At 52.9% G+C, this 17795-nt stretch carries 16 protein-coding genes; 1 reads left to right on the top strand and 15 read right to left on the bottom strand.

All coding sequences use genetic code 11. The features are described 5' to 3' along the window. Positions 1 to 58 precede the first annotated feature (58 nt). The 5 genes from ileS to ACU0FH_RS21615 form a co-directional block, all read right to left on the bottom strand. A complete protein-coding gene (gene ileS / locus ACU0FH_RS21635) occupies positions 59 to 2980 on the bottom strand; it encodes an isoleucine--tRNA ligase (protein WP_446196752.1) in 2922 nt (973 codons plus the stop codon). A gap of 249 nt (positions 2981 to 3229) precedes the next feature. Next, a complete protein-coding gene (locus ACU0FH_RS21630) occupies positions 3230 to 4531 on the bottom strand; it encodes a calcium-binding protein (RefSeq protein ID WP_446196751.1) in 1302 nt (433 codons plus the stop codon). A 126-nt stretch (positions 4532 to 4657) separates the two neighbouring features. Continuing rightward, positions 4658 to 5662 (bottom strand): YcjF family protein, encoded by a 1005-nt coding sequence (locus ACU0FH_RS21625; RefSeq protein ID WP_238370171.1) that lies wholly within the window; start codon positions 5660 to 5662, stop codon positions 4658 to 4660. Further along, positions 5659 to 6108 (bottom strand): GNAT family N-acetyltransferase, encoded by a 450-nt coding sequence (locus tag ACU0FH_RS21620; RefSeq protein ID WP_446196750.1) that lies wholly within the window; start codon positions 6106 to 6108, stop codon positions 5659 to 5661. The genes ACU0FH_RS21625 and ACU0FH_RS21620 overlap by 4 nt, the downstream gene beginning before the upstream one ends. Continuing rightward, positions 6105 to 7508 (bottom strand): YcjX family protein, encoded by a 1404-nt coding sequence (locus ACU0FH_RS21615; protein ID WP_446197005.1) that lies wholly within the window; start codon positions 7506 to 7508, stop codon positions 6105 to 6107. Before ACU0FH_RS21615 ends, ACU0FH_RS21620 begins: the two co-directional genes overlap by 4 nt. A gap of 105 nt (positions 7509 to 7613) precedes the next feature. Here ACU0FH_RS21615 and truA point away from each other — a divergent pair, with 105 nt between their 5' ends. Beyond that, positions 7614 to 8378 carry a tRNA pseudouridine(38-40) synthase TruA gene (gene truA, locus ACU0FH_RS21610; RefSeq protein ID WP_446196749.1) on the top strand — a complete coding sequence of 255 codons (765 nt, stop codon included), beginning with the start codon at positions 7614 to 7616 and terminating at the stop codon, positions 8376 to 8378. Between the two features lie 476 nt (positions 8379 to 8854). Here truA and ACU0FH_RS21605 read toward each other — a convergent pair whose 3' ends face one another. Genes ACU0FH_RS21605 through ACU0FH_RS21560 form a run of 10 tightly spaced genes read right to left on the bottom strand, consistent with a single transcriptional unit; the run spans position 8855 to position 17525 of the window. Next, positions 8855 to 9229: a hypothetical protein gene (locus tag ACU0FH_RS21605; RefSeq protein ID WP_446196748.1), complete on the bottom strand. Its 375-nt coding sequence runs from the start codon at positions 9227 to 9229 to the stop codon at positions 8855 to 8857. A 2-nt stretch (positions 9230 to 9231) separates the two neighbouring features. Then, positions 9232 to 9618: a response regulator gene (locus ACU0FH_RS21600; RefSeq protein WP_446196747.1), complete on the bottom strand. Its 387-nt coding sequence runs from the start codon at positions 9616 to 9618 to the stop codon at positions 9232 to 9234. Positions 9619 to 9630: 12 nt separating this feature from the next. Continuing rightward, entirely contained in the window at positions 9631 to 10509 is an 879-nt protein-coding gene (locus ACU0FH_RS21595; RefSeq protein ID WP_446196746.1) for a protein-glutamate O-methyltransferase, read from the bottom strand. Beyond that, positions 10499 to 10972, bottom strand: a complete 474-nt coding sequence (locus tag ACU0FH_RS21590; RefSeq protein ID WP_446196745.1) for a chemotaxis protein CheW — start codon at positions 10970 to 10972, stop codon at positions 10499 to 10501. The genes ACU0FH_RS21595 and ACU0FH_RS21590 overlap by 11 nt, the downstream gene beginning before the upstream one ends. After that, a complete protein-coding gene (locus tag ACU0FH_RS21585; protein WP_446196744.1) occupies positions 10973 to 13087 on the bottom strand; it encodes a chemotaxis protein CheA in 2115 nt (704 codons plus the stop codon). A 4-nt stretch (positions 13088 to 13091) separates the two neighbouring features. Continuing rightward, positions 13092 to 13460: a response regulator gene (locus tag ACU0FH_RS21580; RefSeq protein ID WP_446196743.1), complete on the bottom strand. Its 369-nt coding sequence runs from the start codon at positions 13458 to 13460 to the stop codon at positions 13092 to 13094. Next, entirely contained in the window at positions 13457 to 13729 is a 273-nt protein-coding gene (locus tag ACU0FH_RS21575; RefSeq protein WP_446196742.1) for an STAS domain-containing protein, read from the bottom strand. Before ACU0FH_RS21575 ends, ACU0FH_RS21580 begins: the two co-directional genes overlap by 4 nt. A gap of 12 nt (positions 13730 to 13741) precedes the next feature. Then, positions 13742 to 14290, bottom strand: coding sequence for a chemotaxis protein CheD (locus ACU0FH_RS21570; RefSeq protein WP_446196741.1), 549 nt, complete (start codon positions 14288 to 14290; stop codon positions 13742 to 13744). A 33-nt stretch (positions 14291 to 14323) separates the two neighbouring features. Continuing rightward, positions 14324 to 16918 carry a methyl-accepting chemotaxis protein gene (locus ACU0FH_RS21565; protein WP_446196740.1) on the bottom strand — a complete coding sequence of 865 codons (2595 nt, stop codon included), beginning with the start codon at positions 16916 to 16918 and terminating at the stop codon, positions 14324 to 14326. Positions 16919 to 16958: 40 nt separating this feature from the next. Further along, positions 16959 to 17525 (bottom strand): hypothetical protein, encoded by a 567-nt coding sequence (locus ACU0FH_RS21560; RefSeq protein WP_446196739.1) that lies wholly within the window; start codon positions 17523 to 17525, stop codon positions 16959 to 16961. Between the last annotated feature and the right edge of the window lie 270 nt (positions 17526 to 17795).

The raw sequence follows: 17795 nt of genomic DNA, 5'->3' as shown, positions 1-17795 counted from the left end.
AGCCCCGGACGATCGCGTCGTCCGGGGCTTTTTCTGACAGCTCGGCTCTTAAATCGTGTCAGCTTAATGCTTCGTCACAGCGTCCACAGACACCTGCGTGGGAATGCGTGCCCACATCGGGCAGTATCTTCCAGCAGCGCTGACATTTCTCACCTTCCGCCTTTTCAAAGACGACCCCTACCCCTTCGACGTCCGGCATGCGGAACGCTTCGGCAGGGATCGCATCGCTCGTCAGCGATATGTCGGAGGTGATGCAGATATCGTCGAAGTTCACGGTCGACAGCGCTTCACGCGCGGCGGCATCTTCGACATGAACCACAGGTGCCGCTTCGAGCGAAGCACCGATGACCTTCTCGGTACGCTGGATTTCCAGCGCCGCCGTGACCACCCGGCGCACACGACGGATCGCCGCCCATTTCGCGGCAAGCTCGGCATCGCGCCAATCTGCCGGTGTTTCCGGCATATCTACCAGATGGACCGAACTGTCGTCGCCCGGGAACCGCTCGAGCCAGACCTCTTCCATCGTGAAGACCAGCACCGGCGCGAGCCATGTGGTCAGGCGGTGGAACAGCAGGTCAAGCACCGTCCGTGCGGCCCGACGGCGCGGCGTATCGCCATCGCAATAAAGCGCGTCCTTGCGGATATCGAAGTAGAATGCCGAAAGATCGACCGTGGCAAAGTTGAAAACCGCGCTGAAAACGCCTTGGAAATCAAAAGCTGCATAGCCCTTGCGAACGGTTTCATCCAGCTCGGCCAGACGGTGCAGCACCCAGCGTTCGAGTTCGGGCATATCCGCCGGGTCGACCCGGTCGCCTTCCGAGAAATCCGATAGCGATCCGAGCATGTAGCGCATCGTGTTGCGCAGACGGCGATAGCTGTCGGCCACACCTTTCAGGATCTCCGGCCCGATACGCTGGTCGGCGGTGTAATCGGTCTGGGCCACCCAGAGCCGCAGGATATCCGCGCCATATTGCTTCACCACTGTTTCCGGCACGATGGTGTTGCCCAGCGACTTGGACATCTTCATGCCCTTTTCGTCGAGCGTGAACCCATGCGTCACCACGTTGCGATAAGGCGCACGACCCTTGGTGCCACAGGCCTGCAGCAGCGAGGAGTGGAACCAGCCGCGGTGCTGGTCGGTGCCCTCCATATAGACATCGGCGATGCCATCTTCGGTACCGTCCGCCCGGTCACGCAGGACAAAGGCGTGTGTCGAACCAGAGTCGAACCACACGTCGAGAACATCGGTCACCTGCTCGAAGGCTTCGGGATCGACGACGCCGTCCAGCATCTTTTCCTTAAAGCCTTCGGTAAACCAGACATCCGCACCCTCGGTCTCGAACGCCTCGACGATGCGCGCGTTGACGGTTTCGTCACGCAGCAGAAAATCCGCATCCGTCGGCATCGCCCCTTTCTTGGTAAAGCAGGTGAGCGGCACGCCCCATGCGCGCTGACGGGACAGCACCCAATCGGGGCGCGCCTCGATCATCGAATGCAATCGATTGCGACCGGTTTTCGGGGTCCATTTCACCAGCTCGTCGATCGAGGTCAGTGCCCGCTCGCGGATGGTGTCCCCATGAGTGGACATCCCGTCCGATAGCTTTCTGTCGATCGCCGCAAACCACTGGGGTGTGTTGCGATAGATGATCGGCGCCTTGGAACGCCAGCTGTGCGGATAGCTGTGCTTGATCCGGCCACGGGCCAGCAATCCGCCAACCTCGGTCAGCTTGTCGATCACCGCCTTGTTCGCATCGCCTTCCCAGCTGCCATTCTTGGCCTTGGCGCGCAGGATCATCTTGCCGCCGAAGAACGGCAGGCTCTCGCGGAAAGAGCCATCGTCCATCACGTTATAGGTGATGACCTGCTCAAGCATGCCAAGATCACGGTAAAGTTCGAATTCCTCCATCCCGTGGGAAGGGGCGCAGTGGACGAAACCCGTGCCTTCTGTGTCGGTGACGAACTCGGCCGCGCGGAAGTCGCGCAGATCGTCCCATTCGCCATTCGAGCCTTCGGCACCCTTCAACGGGTGCGTGAGCTTGATTTTAGCCAGATCTTCGGCACTCACATCGCCAAGACGGCGATACATGCCTTCTTCCAGTCGGGCGCGGGTGAATACATCCGCCGCCAGATTATCAGCAAGAAGGTAGCGATCGCCGATGTTCAGCCAGCATTCTTCGGGGCGGCCGGTGACTTCGTAGAGCCCATAAGAAATCGACTCGCCGAAAACTACAGCCTTGTTAGACGGAATGGTCCAAGGCGTCGTCGTCCAGATCACGACATATGCGCCGTCCAATTTGGAATCTTCCGTTTCGGTCACCCGGAACTTCACCCAGATCGTCGGGCTTTCCTTGTCGTGATATTCGACCTCGGCCTCGGCCAGCGCAGTCTGTTCGACCGGGGACCACATGACCGGCTTGGAGCCCTGATAGAGCGTGCCGTTCATCAGGAATTTCATGAATTCCTCGGCGATCACCGCCTCGGCATGATAATCCATCGTCAGATAGGGATCAGCCCAGTTGCCGGTGATGCCAAGCCGTTTGAACTCCTCGCGCTGGATGTCGACCCAGCCCTCGGCGAACTTGCGGCATTCCTGACGGAAATCGACAATCGGCACCTCGTCCTTGTCGAGCCCCTTGGCGCGGTACTGTTCCTCGATCTTCCATTCGATGGGCAGACCGTGACAGTCCCAGCCCGGCACATAGCGCGAGTCATAACCCATCATCTGGTGGCTGCGCACGATCATGTCCTTGATCGTCTTGTTCAGCGCGTGACCGATATGCAGGTGCCCGTTGGCATAGGGAGGGCCGTCGTGCAGAACGAAACTGGTGCGGCCCTCTTTCTCGCGCAGGCGGTCGTAGACGCCGATCTTCTCCCAGCGCGCCAGCCAGTCGGGTTCGCGTTTCGGCAGTCCCGCGCGCATCGGGAAGTCGGTTTTCGGGAGATTCAGCGTGTCTTTGTAATCGGTCGTGTCGGCGCACATGGCTCAGGCGTCCTTGGAATTGGGATCGGTATAGCGACAGGGGGCGGTGCGATAGCTCAAGCACCTTTGTCCGGCTGCTCTGTGGCTCAGAGCGCCGGGCTGATAATTCGCGTAGGAGCGCGGGAATACTGTATCATGGCCGCGCTTATAGGTCGGCTGATTGGCGGGGTAAAGTGGGCAGAACAAAGCCGCGCCCGGCAAAACCGTACCGGGCGCGGCAGTAGCGTCAGATGTCGCGAAGTTTTCGGATCAGAAGACGAAGTCTGCGCTGTCGATCATGCTCATCTCGACCCCGTCGAGCAGGATGTTCGTATTGCCGTACATGACCACCGTCGATGCGCCACCATCTGCGGATTCGATTGTCAGGTCGTCGAAGCCGATCCCGACCCCGGTCATGTTCAGAAGGTCCATGCCGTCCTGAAAATCCATGATCCTGTCGTTGCCTTCGCGCATGTCCGCATAGATGAACTCATCCCAGCCGTCGCCGCCGTAAAGTTCATCGGCACCTCCCGACCCGGTAATGAAATCATTGCCGTTCTGGCCCTTTATGACGTCATTGCCAGCGCCGCCGACAAGCGTGTCGGCGCCGCGATTGCCTTTGATGACATCGTCACCGCTTCGACCATACACGGTGTCGGAGCCTTTCGCGCCGCGCAGGACATCATCGCCGGCCCCGCCGGAGAGCCAGTCATCGCCTTCGCTGCCGTTCAGCTTGTCATCACCACCGTCACCACGCAGCACATCATTGTCCTTGCCGCCGATCAGCTTGTCATCGTCCTCGCCACCGCTGATCCGATCATTACCTCGGCCGCCAAACACCTTGTCGTTGCCCGTGCCAGCATCCAGCATGTCATCCCCGCCACCAAGGCGGAACTTGTCGGAAGCACCTGCAAACTGATCTTCGAGCAGGTCGAGCGCCTGTGCCAGATCGGTCATCTCGATTTCACCCGAAGACACCGGCAGCAAACCGACATAGCCGTCCTGCGTCCCATCGACTTCACCCGTGGTGCCGGCACCAAAGCCCGCGCCGACGTTCTGGCCGTGGATCACGATCTCACGGGTTTCCAGCGGCATCAGGTCATCTGCGGTGTAATCGGTGCTGGTCACCGGGCTGAAAAAGTTGCTGTCATCGCCCAGTTCGTAACTCTGGATAAAGCTAAGCTGACCATTCGCATCGGTCATCGGCAGCGCACCAGCGCCGTTGATGAGGGGCAGGATGATGTCGCCATAAGCGGCAAGCCCCTCGAAAACCTCGACGAACCCGTCCTTGTCAGCGTCGTCGCTGATAACCGGCATGCGCGAATCCGCCGGGTTGCCGTCTTCATCGAAGAGACCGTGCACATGCTGCGCGTGCTGGACATCCGGGGTCAGACCCTCGGCAAAGACAGAGACGTTCAGATAGCGCGTGCCGTCATCCTCGGTATTGGTCGCAAGGATCACATTGCCGGTCACGCCGGAGTTGTTCATCGCCGCAAGGTCAACGGACCAATAGGCATCCGCGCCGTTTAGAAATGTCTGGTAAGATGAAAAGGCTGAGGCCAGGTGGGCCATGGTCGTTCTCCCCTGTTAACGTTTACGGCCACTGATACGGACGGGGAGTGCCGGAAAGTTTCAGCTTTCTTCATTTTTGTTGGATTTCCCTCCTAACCGACTGGAAAGAAAGGAAAGGTTTCTCGTTCAGCCGTCTTTCTTGCCGAAGAGCCCAGTAAGCGAGCGCTGCACGATACGGCGCACCGAGGGGCGACGGCCCGCACCGAAAGGCAGGGGACGGCAGACCTCCATCGCAGCGACGCCCACGCGTGCCGAAAGGGCACCGTTCACGAGCCCCTCGCCAAATCGACGGGACAGGCGTGACAGGATCGACCCGCCAAGAACCGGTTCCAGCAGATCGTCGCCGACCGCGACCGCGCCCGTTGCAACGAGATGCGAAAACACCGCGCGGGTCAGACGCCAGCTTCCAAGAAAACCGGACCTGCCACCGTAGATTTCCGCAATCCGGCGGATCATCCGCAAGGACGAGGCCAGCGCCGTTGCCACATCCGCGAGGGCCAGAGGGACGACGGCCGTGACCGTCGCCACCTGCCGTGCGGCAGCTTCGACTTCGCGCGTCGCAGCTGCATCAAGCGGGGCCAGCAGTTCAGCTTCGACCAGATCAAAGACCGCGACGGCATCGAACTGATCACCGACCCTTTCTTCCAGCCGCTCCCTGCCCCACCGCGTGTCTTCGCGGCCCTTGTAGAAAGTCACCAGCCTCCCGGCCACATCACGCGCTGCCACCAGATCCTGATCTGCCAGCGCCTGATCCGCGGCCTGTTTCAGTGAATCGATCCGCCCCAACCGGGCAAAGGCCGCCAGTTCACGCATGCAGATAAGGGCCAGCACGAACAGGAGCGCACTAAAGATACCTGTCACAACCCAGCCAAGGACCGGCGCGCGATCCATCAGCCCAAGAACGAATTCCCAGGCTGCGATCGAGATAACCGCGCCAAGTGCTGCCCCCGCGAGCGACCAGAAGGTCTTTGCCAGCCACGACGTGCGCCGGGTCGCGATGCGAGAAGCCATCTGCATCCCCTGCCCGGCATTGGAAAAATCTTCGCCCACATCAGGTACCGACGGGGCTTCCGTCACATCTGCCGCCTCTTCAACGGGATCGAGGTCGATAAGTACCGGTCCCTTGCTCATGTCGATGGCTCCAAGGCCCATCCATATGTCACTTCTGGCAACCCTTCATCGTTTCCATCGCCATTGCCGCGATCAATTTCAGCAAAACCCTCGCGGCGATAGAATTGCCGGGCCGCCGCATTCGGGGCAAGACAGCGCAGCCAAAGCGATTCACATTCCGATTTTGCAGAATCGAGCAGTTGCTTGCCGATTCCCTGCCGTTCAAGCCCCGGCCGCACGTAGAGTGCGCATATTTCATAGCCATCACGGGCAATGAAACCCGCAAGGATTTCACCATACAGAGCGACGGTTACCCAGCCCTTGCCCGTCATTTGCTCGGAAAACCGGATCAGCTCGCCACGTGGATACAGGTTCGGCATCCAGTCATTCTGGTCCTGAAAGTCCCACAGAATGTCGCCCATGCCCCCTGCATCGGCAAGATCGGCAGCCCGCAAACGTGCCTTCATAGCCGATCTCCGATCAGAAACTGCGCTGCCCGGTCAAGACGGATGTGCGGCGGACCGTCGCCCGGGCGCAGGGTCAGCGGCGCAGGTGCAAATGACATCGCCTGAAACCTGTCCTCATCCCATGTTGCGCCGGATGCCAGCAGGCTTGCTGGGTTCTCCGGCAGGTCGCCTGGATGAAATGCCGCCTGTTTGCCCGTCTCCAACAGGGTTCCACGCACCATGTGGAGATTACTCCCCGCATGCTCGCGGGTGAGCTCCGTGGTCGTTCGCAAGGCGGCAATCGACATGGCCGAGGTTTCGGCCCCCGCAAACCGCGCACGTTCCGATGCCTGACGAACCAGCGCCTCGATCAGCGCGGTCAATTGCGGGTGCTGCGTGTGATGCAGATGATCCGCCTTGGTTGCTGCGAACAGGATCTTTTCAACCCTCTGGCTGCCCAGAAGTCTCGTGAGAAAGGCGCTCTTGCCCGGACGATAGGCGCTCAGGATATCGGCCAGCGTATCCTGCATATCTACAAGAGACTCGGGGCCCCGCTGAAGTGCCCCGAGCACATCGACTAGCACCACTTGCCGGTCGATACGTGCAAAATGGTCACGAAAGAACGGTTTGACGACTTCCGACTGATAGGCCTTGAAACGCCGTTCCATCGCGCGCCAGAGCGATCCACGCGAGGCCTCGACATTGGGCGGTAACGGCGCAAAAGTCAGAACCGGCGCGCCGGCCAGATCCCCGGGCAACAGAAAGCGACCCGGCGTGCAATCGGACCACCCCTTTTCCTGCGCCGCCTTTAGATATCGTGTAAACGCATCCGACAGATATTTGGCGCGCGGTTCGTCAAGCTTCGCCCCGCTGTCCTCGGCGCGGGCCAAATCGATGAATTCCGATGCCTCCGGCCGTTTCTGGATACGGCTCAGCGTTTCTTCCGACCATGTCTCGTAGCTTTTATCGAGCAGAGCGAGATCAAGCAGCCATTCGCCCGGGTAATCCACAATATCGAGATGTATTGTCCGTGGTCCCTTGACCCCAGCCAGCAACCCCGAGGACCTGACCCGCATAGAGAGACGCAGTTCAGATACAGTGCGCGTGCTGTCAGGCCATGTCGGAGACGCGCCGGTCAGCGCGGCAATATGATCTTCGTATTCGAAACGCGCCACCGTATGATCGGGCTGAGGTTGCAGAAACGCCGCATCGACACGGCCTTCGCGCACTGCGACGAGGCCCCCCATTCGTCCGCGTTCCATTAGATTGGCAACCAGAGAGGTAATGAAGACCGTCTTGCCAGAACGCGCAAGCCCCGTCACACCAAGGCGGATCACGGGTTCAAAGAAGGCTTCGGTTACTGCGCCGCTCACACGGTCGGCCCGACGCAACAATTCATCCGCAATCGAAGTAATACCCAAACCAAAACCCTGCTCTGCCTTGAACACCAAGATAAGCAAGCCCCTGCCCTCTTACCAGAGCCAAGGCCACTTGTCCGCGAGCTGAGCTTTGGTTAAGGCGCTGACATGCCACGTTATGCTCTCAAGGTCGAATACCATGGTGCACCTTTTGCCGGGTGGCAAAGGCAGGCCGATCAGCCATCCGTACAGGGTGCGATCGAGGCCGCTCTCGCAAGGCTAGAACCACGTGCCCATACAATTGCGGCAGCGGGCCGGACCGATGCCGGCGTGCATGCGTTGGGTCAGGTTGCCCATTGTGACATGGTAAAGGAGTGGGATCCCTTTCGGCTTTCCGAGGCGCTGAACTACCATCTGAAACCGGCGCCCGTTGCCATTATCGCTTGCGCGAAAGTAGCGGATGACTGGCATGCAAGGTTTTCTGCCACGAAACGCGAGTACCTGTTTCGAATTCTGGTGCGGCGCGCGCCGGCCACCCATGAAATGGGCCTTGTCTGGCAGATCGGTCATGACCTTGACGCAGAGGCTATGCAGGAAGCTGCGAACCACCTCATCGGCCGCCACGATTTCACCACCTTCCGAGCCTCGATCTGCCAGGCAGCGAGCCCGGTGAAAACATTGGATTCCCTTCAGGTTTTTCGAACTGATGGACTGTCTGGTTCCGAAATCCATTTTCTGGTCCGCGCGCGATCCTTCCTGCACAACCAGGTGCGCAGCTTCGTCGGAACACTCGAACGCGTAGGAGCCGGAGCATGGAACCCCGCAGATGTGGCGTCGGCCCTCGCCGCGCAAGACCGTTCCGCCTGCGGCCCGGTCTGCCCTCCGCAAGGGCTGTATTTGAAGCGAGTGGAGTATGACAACGAGCTGTTCTGAGCTCGGCACGTTATCTTCGGCGTTCGACAATTGGCATTGCGAAAAGGTCTAAGCACGATTGGAAAATTCAAGCCAATTGTCGTCCCTGCATCACAAATAGAACTGAATACCCAATTTCAATATCACACACCATCCCAAACTCGTAGGCTGGGTCGTTTCGCAAATAAATACTCGGACCCAGGCGTTGTTTTCTCAACGCAATGATACTGCCTAAATGGCATGCCTAATTCAGTTCGAAAAACTTAACCTTAGCCCATGAGCCCCAGATTGAGATTCCCAACTTAAACAAATCCGTTGTATCCGTTCATCCCATTACAGCTGGCCAGCGCAATATTTTCCACTAAGCGATTAGCTGCTTCAACAGTTGGGCCAAGCTGGTGGAACCAATTTAATACCACATCGATCCGAGAAAAGGGAACCACCAATCATTAGCACACAAAGGATACTAAGTTCATACGTTAGAAAAGAAGCGCTAATTAGAACAGGTCCACTTCACCACTAACCCCGCCGTCTTCGTCAACAATGGCTTCCGTAAGTGGACCCACCAAGTTTCGAGCCAGGTCTCTAAGCTTAATTTCCTGAACCGACACATTGATATCAACTAAATGATCGCTACATGCCTGATCCGCAAGGTTACCGATATACTTTTCCAACTCTCCGAGGACTTGAACAATAGAATCTATACCCTGGAGATTCGTCAGATTTTCCTTGATCGAGAGTTCATCCCCCAACAAAGACCGTGCGATCGCATCCTCAACAACTCTTCCATTTCTTTGTAGCTCTTGAAGTTGAACAGACACCCGTGACAACAAGGGACCCATTGCAACTGGAGCAATTTCTACTTTGGGCATTCCTACAATGGGCCAACAACTGCCTGAATACAGTCTTTCATTTGCGGAGTAGTAAATGGCTTTTGTATAAAGTTATTCATTCCGAGCTGCTTCCCCGTTGAGATAATCTTTTGATCAACTCTGCCGCTTACTAGTATGAACCCAATGCCTTTTGTCGCAGGACCATTCCTCAACGCGTGCAAAAGATGCAAACCATCCATTTCAGGCATATTGTAGTCTGAAATCACCAGATGCGCGGGACGCGCTGACAATGACTGCAAGGCTGACTTCCCATCAACACTAAAATCTATTTTCTTTATCCCAATTTCCTCCAAAGCCATAATGATCAAGCTCCGACTAGTCGCCATATCATCAACAACCAAAATCTGAAGAGAATCCCTCAAAGCCATTTAATCACCTCTTTACTTTTTTTCTAATTTTCGAAAAGTGGTCTTTCCGACAAGTTCAAGTTCACTTTTTAACTCGTCACCTATTCGCTCCGAATGCCCGATAAAGAGGTAACCTTCCGGCTCTAGAATTTTCGACATCCCCTTCCAGACCATGCTTTGAACATCGTTCTCCATGTAAATCATCACATTTCGGCAGAAAATAGTTGAAAATGGACCTCGAACCGGCCATGGATCCATAAAGTTCATGTAGCGAAAGGTAATCAACTTTCTAAGATCCTCACGCACCGATAAGCGCCCGCTAACCCCTACTTCATCCTCAAATACATCCGCAATAAGATGATGCCCGCAAGAATTTAAGACAGATTTCTCGTAAACACCTTTCTCCGCAACACTTAAAACGGATTTATTAATATCTGTGCCCAATATCCTGAAATCGAAACGATATGCATCTGGAAATGATTTCAATATGCAAGCCGCGATCGAATACGGCTCCTCCCCGGAAGAACATCCCGCAGACCAAATCCTAATACGCTCTCCCTTACGAGCCCTGGAAACCAACGAAGGCAGCACATCATCAGAGAAAGTTGCAAAATGGTAATCCTCACGAAAGAATCTAGTCGTATTAGTTGTTAAGGCAGAAACCATATACTCTTTTTCTTCGATGTCGCCCCCTGATTCCAGAATATTTATGTAATCCCTGAAGCCGCCCAAGCCCAAGTTTCGAACCCTTCTAGACAACCTTGAAAAAACCAATGCCTCATTGGATTCCGGCATTTTGATACCAGATATGGAATGCAAAATTTCTGATATTCGAGTAAAATCCTCTGAAGTGTAAGAAACATCAGAAGCCGCGCTGGATCTCCCTGAGGTTGTATTCAAGCTATTCATCATGCAGCCGTTTTTCAACCGACTTTGGAAGAACTGTTTTTATATCAATAACTCGCAACATTCGCTCATCAGTAACTATAACGCCTTCGATGAAAGCCCTAGTCGTTTCTGATGTTACGTCTGGCGTTCCTTGAATATCCACTTGATCAATACTTATAATGTCCGAAACAGAGCTAACAAGAAAACCAACGGTTTGACTATCAATTACAGCTATTACAATAACATGCCGGTCGTCAGGTACCGAAGCTTGGAGACCCAGACGAGCCGACAAGTCCACTATGGGGACAACAGACCCCCTCAAGTTTATCACTCCTAAAACGTATGATGGAGCGTGCGGCAATATCGTGGCGGGCGTCCAGCCACGTATTTCTCTAACTAGCATAATATCAATACAAAAATCCTGATTACCGACTCGAAAGGTGACGAGCTCACGATGACCGGATTGAGACAGTGCAGGTTCAGACATCTACTTTCCCTCCATGGCAAGAATATTCAGCGATTCCCCCGCCTCATCGGAGCGACGCGCAGTTTCTTCGGGATCAATAATAAGAGCTATATTTCCATCGCCCAAAATTGTTGCAGCAGCAACACCAGGTACATACCCATAATTTGACTCGAGTCCTTTAATTACAACTTGTCTTTGATCAAATATTTGATCTACAGCCAAGGCCCAACTCGTAGCATCGTCAGACTCAACCAAGAGCAAAACCATTTCCGACAAAGATACGGCAGAAGATCGGTGACCGAATACGACACCTAGATCAACGACCGGAACCAGTTTGTTTCGAACCGAAACGACTGTATTATCACTTCCTAATTTATGTATGTCGTCTGGGTCGGGACGGAGTGTTTCGACAATAGCTGTTATAGGAACAACCATAGTCTGCCCAGCAACATCCACAACCATACCGTCCAAAACGGCAAGAGTCAGCGGCAGGCTAATTGACATCGTTGTACCGGCGCCGGGTTTAGAGAATATATTTACCCTTCCACCCAATTTTTGAATTGCGCTCCGGACGACATCCATACCAACCCCTCGACCGGAGAGATTAGAAACCTTTTCTGCTGTTGAAAACCCTGGAAGAAAAAGCAAATTGTCAATTTCACTGTCCTTCAATGAAGAATCAGCCGGTATAAGACCCTTTTCTACAGCAATATTGAAAACCTTTTCTCTGTTTATTCCGGCTCCATCGTCAGATACCTCGATGATAACGCGGCCCGATCGGTGCGCTGCAGACAATTTCACTTTGCCTGTCTCTAATTTGCCCACCGACCTTCTCAGTTCTGGAGCCTCCAACCCATGATCAACGGCATTTCTGATCATGTGAGTTAATGGATCGACAAGACGCTCAATAATAGTCTTGTCCACTTCTGTTGTTTCTCCCTCTGTCTCGAAGAGCGCTTCTTTTCCCGATAGTTCCGACGCTTCCCTGACAATCCTCGCCATTCGTTGAAACAACGGCTTAACAGACTGCGCTCTAATTGCCATAACGCTTTCTTGAATATCGCGCGCCAAATTTTTGAACTCTGCGAGACTGGTAGATAGCTCACCATTATCCAACACACCTGCGTCATCAATACACTGGGTCAGCACCGCCTGGTTTATTACCAGCTCCCCTACCATATTTATTAACCTATCAACCAACTCAAGATTTACACGAACCGTAGCATTGGCAGCCCCGCCCACAGCACCACTCTTCCCACGCCCAACCGGGTCGCTTCCGCTGGGGACATTAGCGTCATTTTCAGGATTTGCACCAACCTCGGACTGGTTCGTACTTGAATATGGATCATCTTGCAAAACAGTCGAGTTCAGCTTGGAAATATCAAGATCACACATTCCATCGACGAATTCGAAAACCTCTCGGATCTCCGCCTCACCGAAATTTGTATTGATCTCCAGCACCCAAGTTATTCGGCATTCCTCAACCTGAAGGTTCTCAAGCGATTTTACCTCTGCAAAGTCTGCTGACACTTTTAAGTCACCAAGCTCTGATAGCTCTCTAAATAGCAAGAGCGGATCATTGCCGCTTGACGCGAGACTTTTGTGAGGGCGCAACTTCACTATATAAGTCGAACCAGCGGAAACCGCTTCTCGAACCTCATCAATTATTGAAATTGAAGTTGGGGCAAAGCTGAAATCGTCACTTGCCCCTTCACTTTGAACACTTGCATTTTCTGTTTTATTTGGAACTAAATTTGCAAGCTTCTCAACCAAATCTTGGCTTACATTTTCCGGTGGATTGATATCATCGCGACCTGCAACAACTAAGTCATTTAGGCAATCTGCCGCTCTATGACATAATTTCAAAACTTCTTCGTTTACAGTCAAACTTCCGGAACGCATCGAATCGAGAACTGTTTCAAATTGATGAGCGAACTGAACCAGCTGATCCAACCCAAAAGCTGCAGCGCCTCCCTTAATTGAGTGCACTGATCGGAAAACAGCATTAACTGTTTCTGGATCGAAAGATAAATCTGACACCCCTTCGTCAATTTCACAAAGACCGTCATCCAGAGCTTCAAGAAGGTCATCACACTCTTGAAAGAAAGTCTGCCTTATTTCTGCTGAAGAACTCATCTCGCTACCCGACTGTAATTCTTTTTATAGCATGAATTAATTTTTCATCATCAAAGGGCTTAACGACCCATCCTGTCGCCCCACTATTCTTTGCCCTTTGCTTCAAATCTTGTGCACTCTCCGTCGTCAGCACCAGTATTGGAAGAGCTGAATAAACTGCTTGAGATCGAATTTTCTCAATTACTCCAAAACCATCGAGCCGCGGCATATTTATGTCCGTTATCACTACATCCGGCCCTATGCATTCAAGCTTCTCCAAACCATCAACTCCATCATCCGCAACGTAAACCTCGAATCCACCTTGTGACAATGTGTGCCTCAGCATCTCCCTTATCGTCTTCGAATCATCGATCGCTAGAACCTTCACCGTCATAACTTAATTTCCTCGGCAATTAAAAATTTCTTTGCGCCAAGCGTCTCTAGATCTCTTATCATGTTCTCTGAAGGGCTAATTGATAAGACTTTACCCCTATCTATCCATGCTATTTTTGCAGCTACTAGCACTTGGCAACATGTCGCAAACATGGCAGACACATGAGCTCCATCCAAATTTACATCCAAGCCTTGACTTTCAATTAACTCTGACTTAAGCTCGTCCGCGTATTTTAAATCCATTTTTTCGCTTAGCTTAATATTCTTCATTTCTTTCAGCCCCTAGAATAGAGTTACGTCAGGCTCAACTTTTGCCAACTTTTTACTGTAATTTAATTCCTCTGTAGCTTGCTCCGATACCAACATTTGCTGAGCTTGGCCTGTCGTCGGAATGTACCTCACTCTCCTCGCATTGCTCCCACCTAAACTTTTAGAAAGGCATTTAATGTTCTCGTCATTTAAATAGCTCAACGCAAACCGGCTATTCGATTCTCCGATGCGTGCTAGACCATTGTTCATTGCCGCCCCTCCAAATATTTTCGCCTCCAATCTTGCCTTACTTGCGCCCATTTTCAGTAAACCGTTAACCAATAGCTCCATGGAAAGAATTCCATACCGAAACTCCATCCCGCCTTTGCCATCTCCGTTTGGAAGCAAGAAATGATTTATACCTCCAACTTTTGCGACGGGATCGCAGAGACATGTTGCGACACAGGATCCCAAAATTGTTGTTAAAACAATGGACGGATCGTCTGAAACAAAATATTCGCCTTGAATTACGTGGTGTACATTTTTGGTATCAGCGCCTAATAGCTTATTTTTCTCTTCCAATCATTCAGTCCTCAGCTTACAAAATTTCCACTTCTAAAAATCTTCCCACTCGTCTTTTATTTTTTCGACCTGCGACCCTTTACTATAACCCGAACTCGCGACCTTACTCGGCTTTCGATTTGGCTCTAGCTTTCCCTGCTTTTCTTGATGCAGCTTTAAACTGCCTTTAGCCTCAATCCGATCCGCTTTGGACAACCTGAAATGCGAAACAGTGTTTACAAGCGAAACAGCATCATTCCTGAGCGACTCGCTGGCTGCTGTAGTTTCCTCCAATCTCGCAGCGTTTTGCTGAGTTGATTGATCCAATTGAGACAGCGAAGAGTTAATTTCGGTTAGATTCTCTGATTGTTGACGAGAGGATTCGGCTATATTCGCAACCAATTTGGATATTTCCGAAACGGACCCAACAATTTGCTGCAACGCAACGCCCGTTTTTCCGACTAAATCCACACCGGTTTTAACCTTAGATCCGCTCTTCTCGATAAGCTCATTGATTTCCCTGGCGGCATCAGAAGAACGCTGAGCTAGCGCTCTGACCTCTGAAGCCACAACGGCGAAGCCCCTTCCAGCGTCTCCTGCTCTTGCGGCTTCTACACCCGCATTCAGAGCTAACAAATTGGTTTGGAAGGCGATATCGTCGATCACCTTGATGATTGATGTTATTCGCTCGGATGAATCAGCGATTTGATCCATAGCGGCGACCGTATCCAGTACGACTTTTCCACTTTCTTCAGCATTACCCTTAGCAGCTGTTACCGCTTGGTCCGCCTTCGCCGCGCCGCCTGCTGTTTCGTTGACGGAACTGGTCAATTCATCTAGAGCCGCCGCGGTTTGCTCTAGCGTCGCAGCGGTGCTCTCGGTTCGTTTCGACAAACCGTCAGCAGTCGTACTGATGTCGCGCGCTTCGTTGTGGATGTTTTCGGCATCTTCGGCTATCTCGTTCATTGCTTTAGCGAGATTTTGTACCGCCTGGTTGAAATCAGACCTAAGCTCTTCATACTTTTCATGAAAAGGCGTAGAAATGATTGAGGTAAGATCTCCACCACTTAGCTTGCTGAGGCCGATGCGCAGTTCTTCAACAACTTGGTTTTGACTACGCTCATTTTCGACACGCTCTCGTCGTGACGCCTTGAGTTCCGCTTCGGATTCGGTGACATCCTTGCCAAGTAACAATATCCGGATCGGATCTCCTTTGTGGTTTCTGACGCAACTCAGGCTGCCGTCGATTGTCGTCTTTCCCCCATCCGTTCCCGCAATCTGAAACTGCCCAATGTAAGGCTTTTCGTTCAATACATAGGAAACGAGGTCAGTTTTTTCGCTCGATGCATCTTCGGCGGTGGACACCAGGGTTTGCAGTTTCAGCTGCCTGGAACTTTCAACGCTGACGCCACTGGCTTTTGAAAACAGCTTGTTACAACTTAAACAATCTCCAGTGATGTCAAACTGCGCTTTTACCTGGTTCGCGTCGATCGCGTCTATAATTGCGTTGTTGATGAACTGCTGGGTAACGTCTTCCCATTCCAAGACATAGCCGATGGCTTCGCCGTTATCCTGATAGACGGTACTCGCTTTTAGCGAAATCCGCGACTCTCCAAACTGAACAATGGCCTGGAACTCTTGGCCCCCCAGCGCTGCCAGTCGTCTTTTGATCTGTTGGGCATCGCCGCGAAACCCGGTGACGCCGTGGAAATCTTCAATCGACTTTCCAACCAACTTGTCCGGATGCATATCGGGTATCGTCTTTCGCAATTCCTCAATATGCGTTTCGAAGAACGCGGTGAGTTTTGGATTGACATAGTTTATTCTCATTTCCTGATCCGTGATCATGATCGCGGCAGAAGCTGACATGAAACCCGCGCTTTTGAAGGCTGTATCGACCTGTGCGGCTTGTGCCGTCGCAAGCTCTTTTCTAAGCGTTTCCAGCGAATTCGCGATTTCGCCGATCTCGTCGCCGCGCTTTAACCCGGGAATTTCTATGTCGTAATTCGTATTGGCCATCGATTTGATGGCGCGAGTGCATTTCTTGATTGGCGTGATGATCGAGCGTCCGAAGATCAACATCGAACATATGACCGACAAAAGGAACACCGCCCCTGCAGCCAGCAGCGCAGTCTGGGCTGCTTCAGATTGTTTTGCGAGGATGACGTCCGGCGTCCAACCTGTTGCGACGGCTCCGACCACATCGCCATTGGCCCCAAATTGAACAGGTGTCGCGATCAGGTGTCCATTTTCCGACCGGGCTTCTTCTTTGAGCTCCAACGCCCGGCGTGCAAGTTGCATCAATTCGGCATTGTCCAGCCCCTCGCTCGATCCATTCGCAAGGACTTCACCGGCCTGATTGAGCGCGACGAATCCCAGAAGCTGTCCGTCCGAGTTTTCTTTCATCTGTTCGAGGGCGGCTGTCGCAATGTCACCCTTACCGAACTTGACAGCGCCAGCGATGTTTTCACCAACTAGCACCGTTTTCGACGACGCCATCTCAGAAATGATCTCTGCTGTAAGCCGTTCGGTGAAATGATCTTCAACAAAAGTTATGGTGGCGACGACGACTGCCATGGAAAGAATAATTACAATCGCTATCTTTGCGAAAATGGACTGCAAACCTTTTAATTTTACCTTGCCCGACATCAATTTCTCCGATGGCCTCTGGCTTCACTTGTTTTCATTTTCAGAATGCTTCGGCGTTCAAGCCAATGGTGACGCAGCCGATCGCATTGCCCGTGGCAGAATCTGTAACCGTGAAAGAAACCTGAACCTGATAAGTCTGGCTGGATTCATCCAGTTCGATATCGCCGGCATGCATCGCATCGGCACCACGCGGATACGTCTCGAGATACTTCGCTTCGTCACCCTGCCAAAAGTCAGAGGTCACCGAACTCAGGGCGACATTCATGCCCCGATTGTCCATAACGATGATTTCACTGATGACGCCCTGGCTTGCCTCGGCATGGGCGCGCAGCGTATCCGAAAAGGACGAGTCCATAATGGATGCGATCAGCGGTTGGTCGGATTGTCCGACCTGATCCCGCCATTCCCGGTCGAGTTGAATCAGTTTCTCCTCCGACACTGAAGCATGTTCTGCGTTGCTGGCCTTGATCGCGGCCTGCGCTTCATCCGTCTGGAACCATGCGCGCGCGGTGGAATTTACAAAATCGACCATCCCTGCGTCCGGCTCTGCCGCATTGACAAGGGATGCCGCGAAAACAAATGCGGTCGAAAGAAGTGTCTTTTTCATTGAATTGTCCATTCGATAACTGGGCATTGCGCTGATGCCGGTGAAACTGGGGGCAAAGGCTTAAATTTCGGTGAAGTCGGAAATGCTCTGACGTCGCGCATATCAAAGGTGCAATGGGCGGTGATTTCGGGGTTTTACGGGCATGCATCGCTGCCCTAAGGAGTCGCGAGACAGCGCCTATCCATAAGCCAAGGAACTGGAAACAAACGATTTCAGGAAACCGGAGCGGATTCTTGTTCGCCGTTTATCAGCTATGTCGCTTCGAAGGTT

Source organism: Heliomarina sp., from assembly GCF_052826185.1.
Note: the sequence above shows the minus strand (reverse complement) of the source record. Positions and strands in the feature narration are given on the sequence as shown.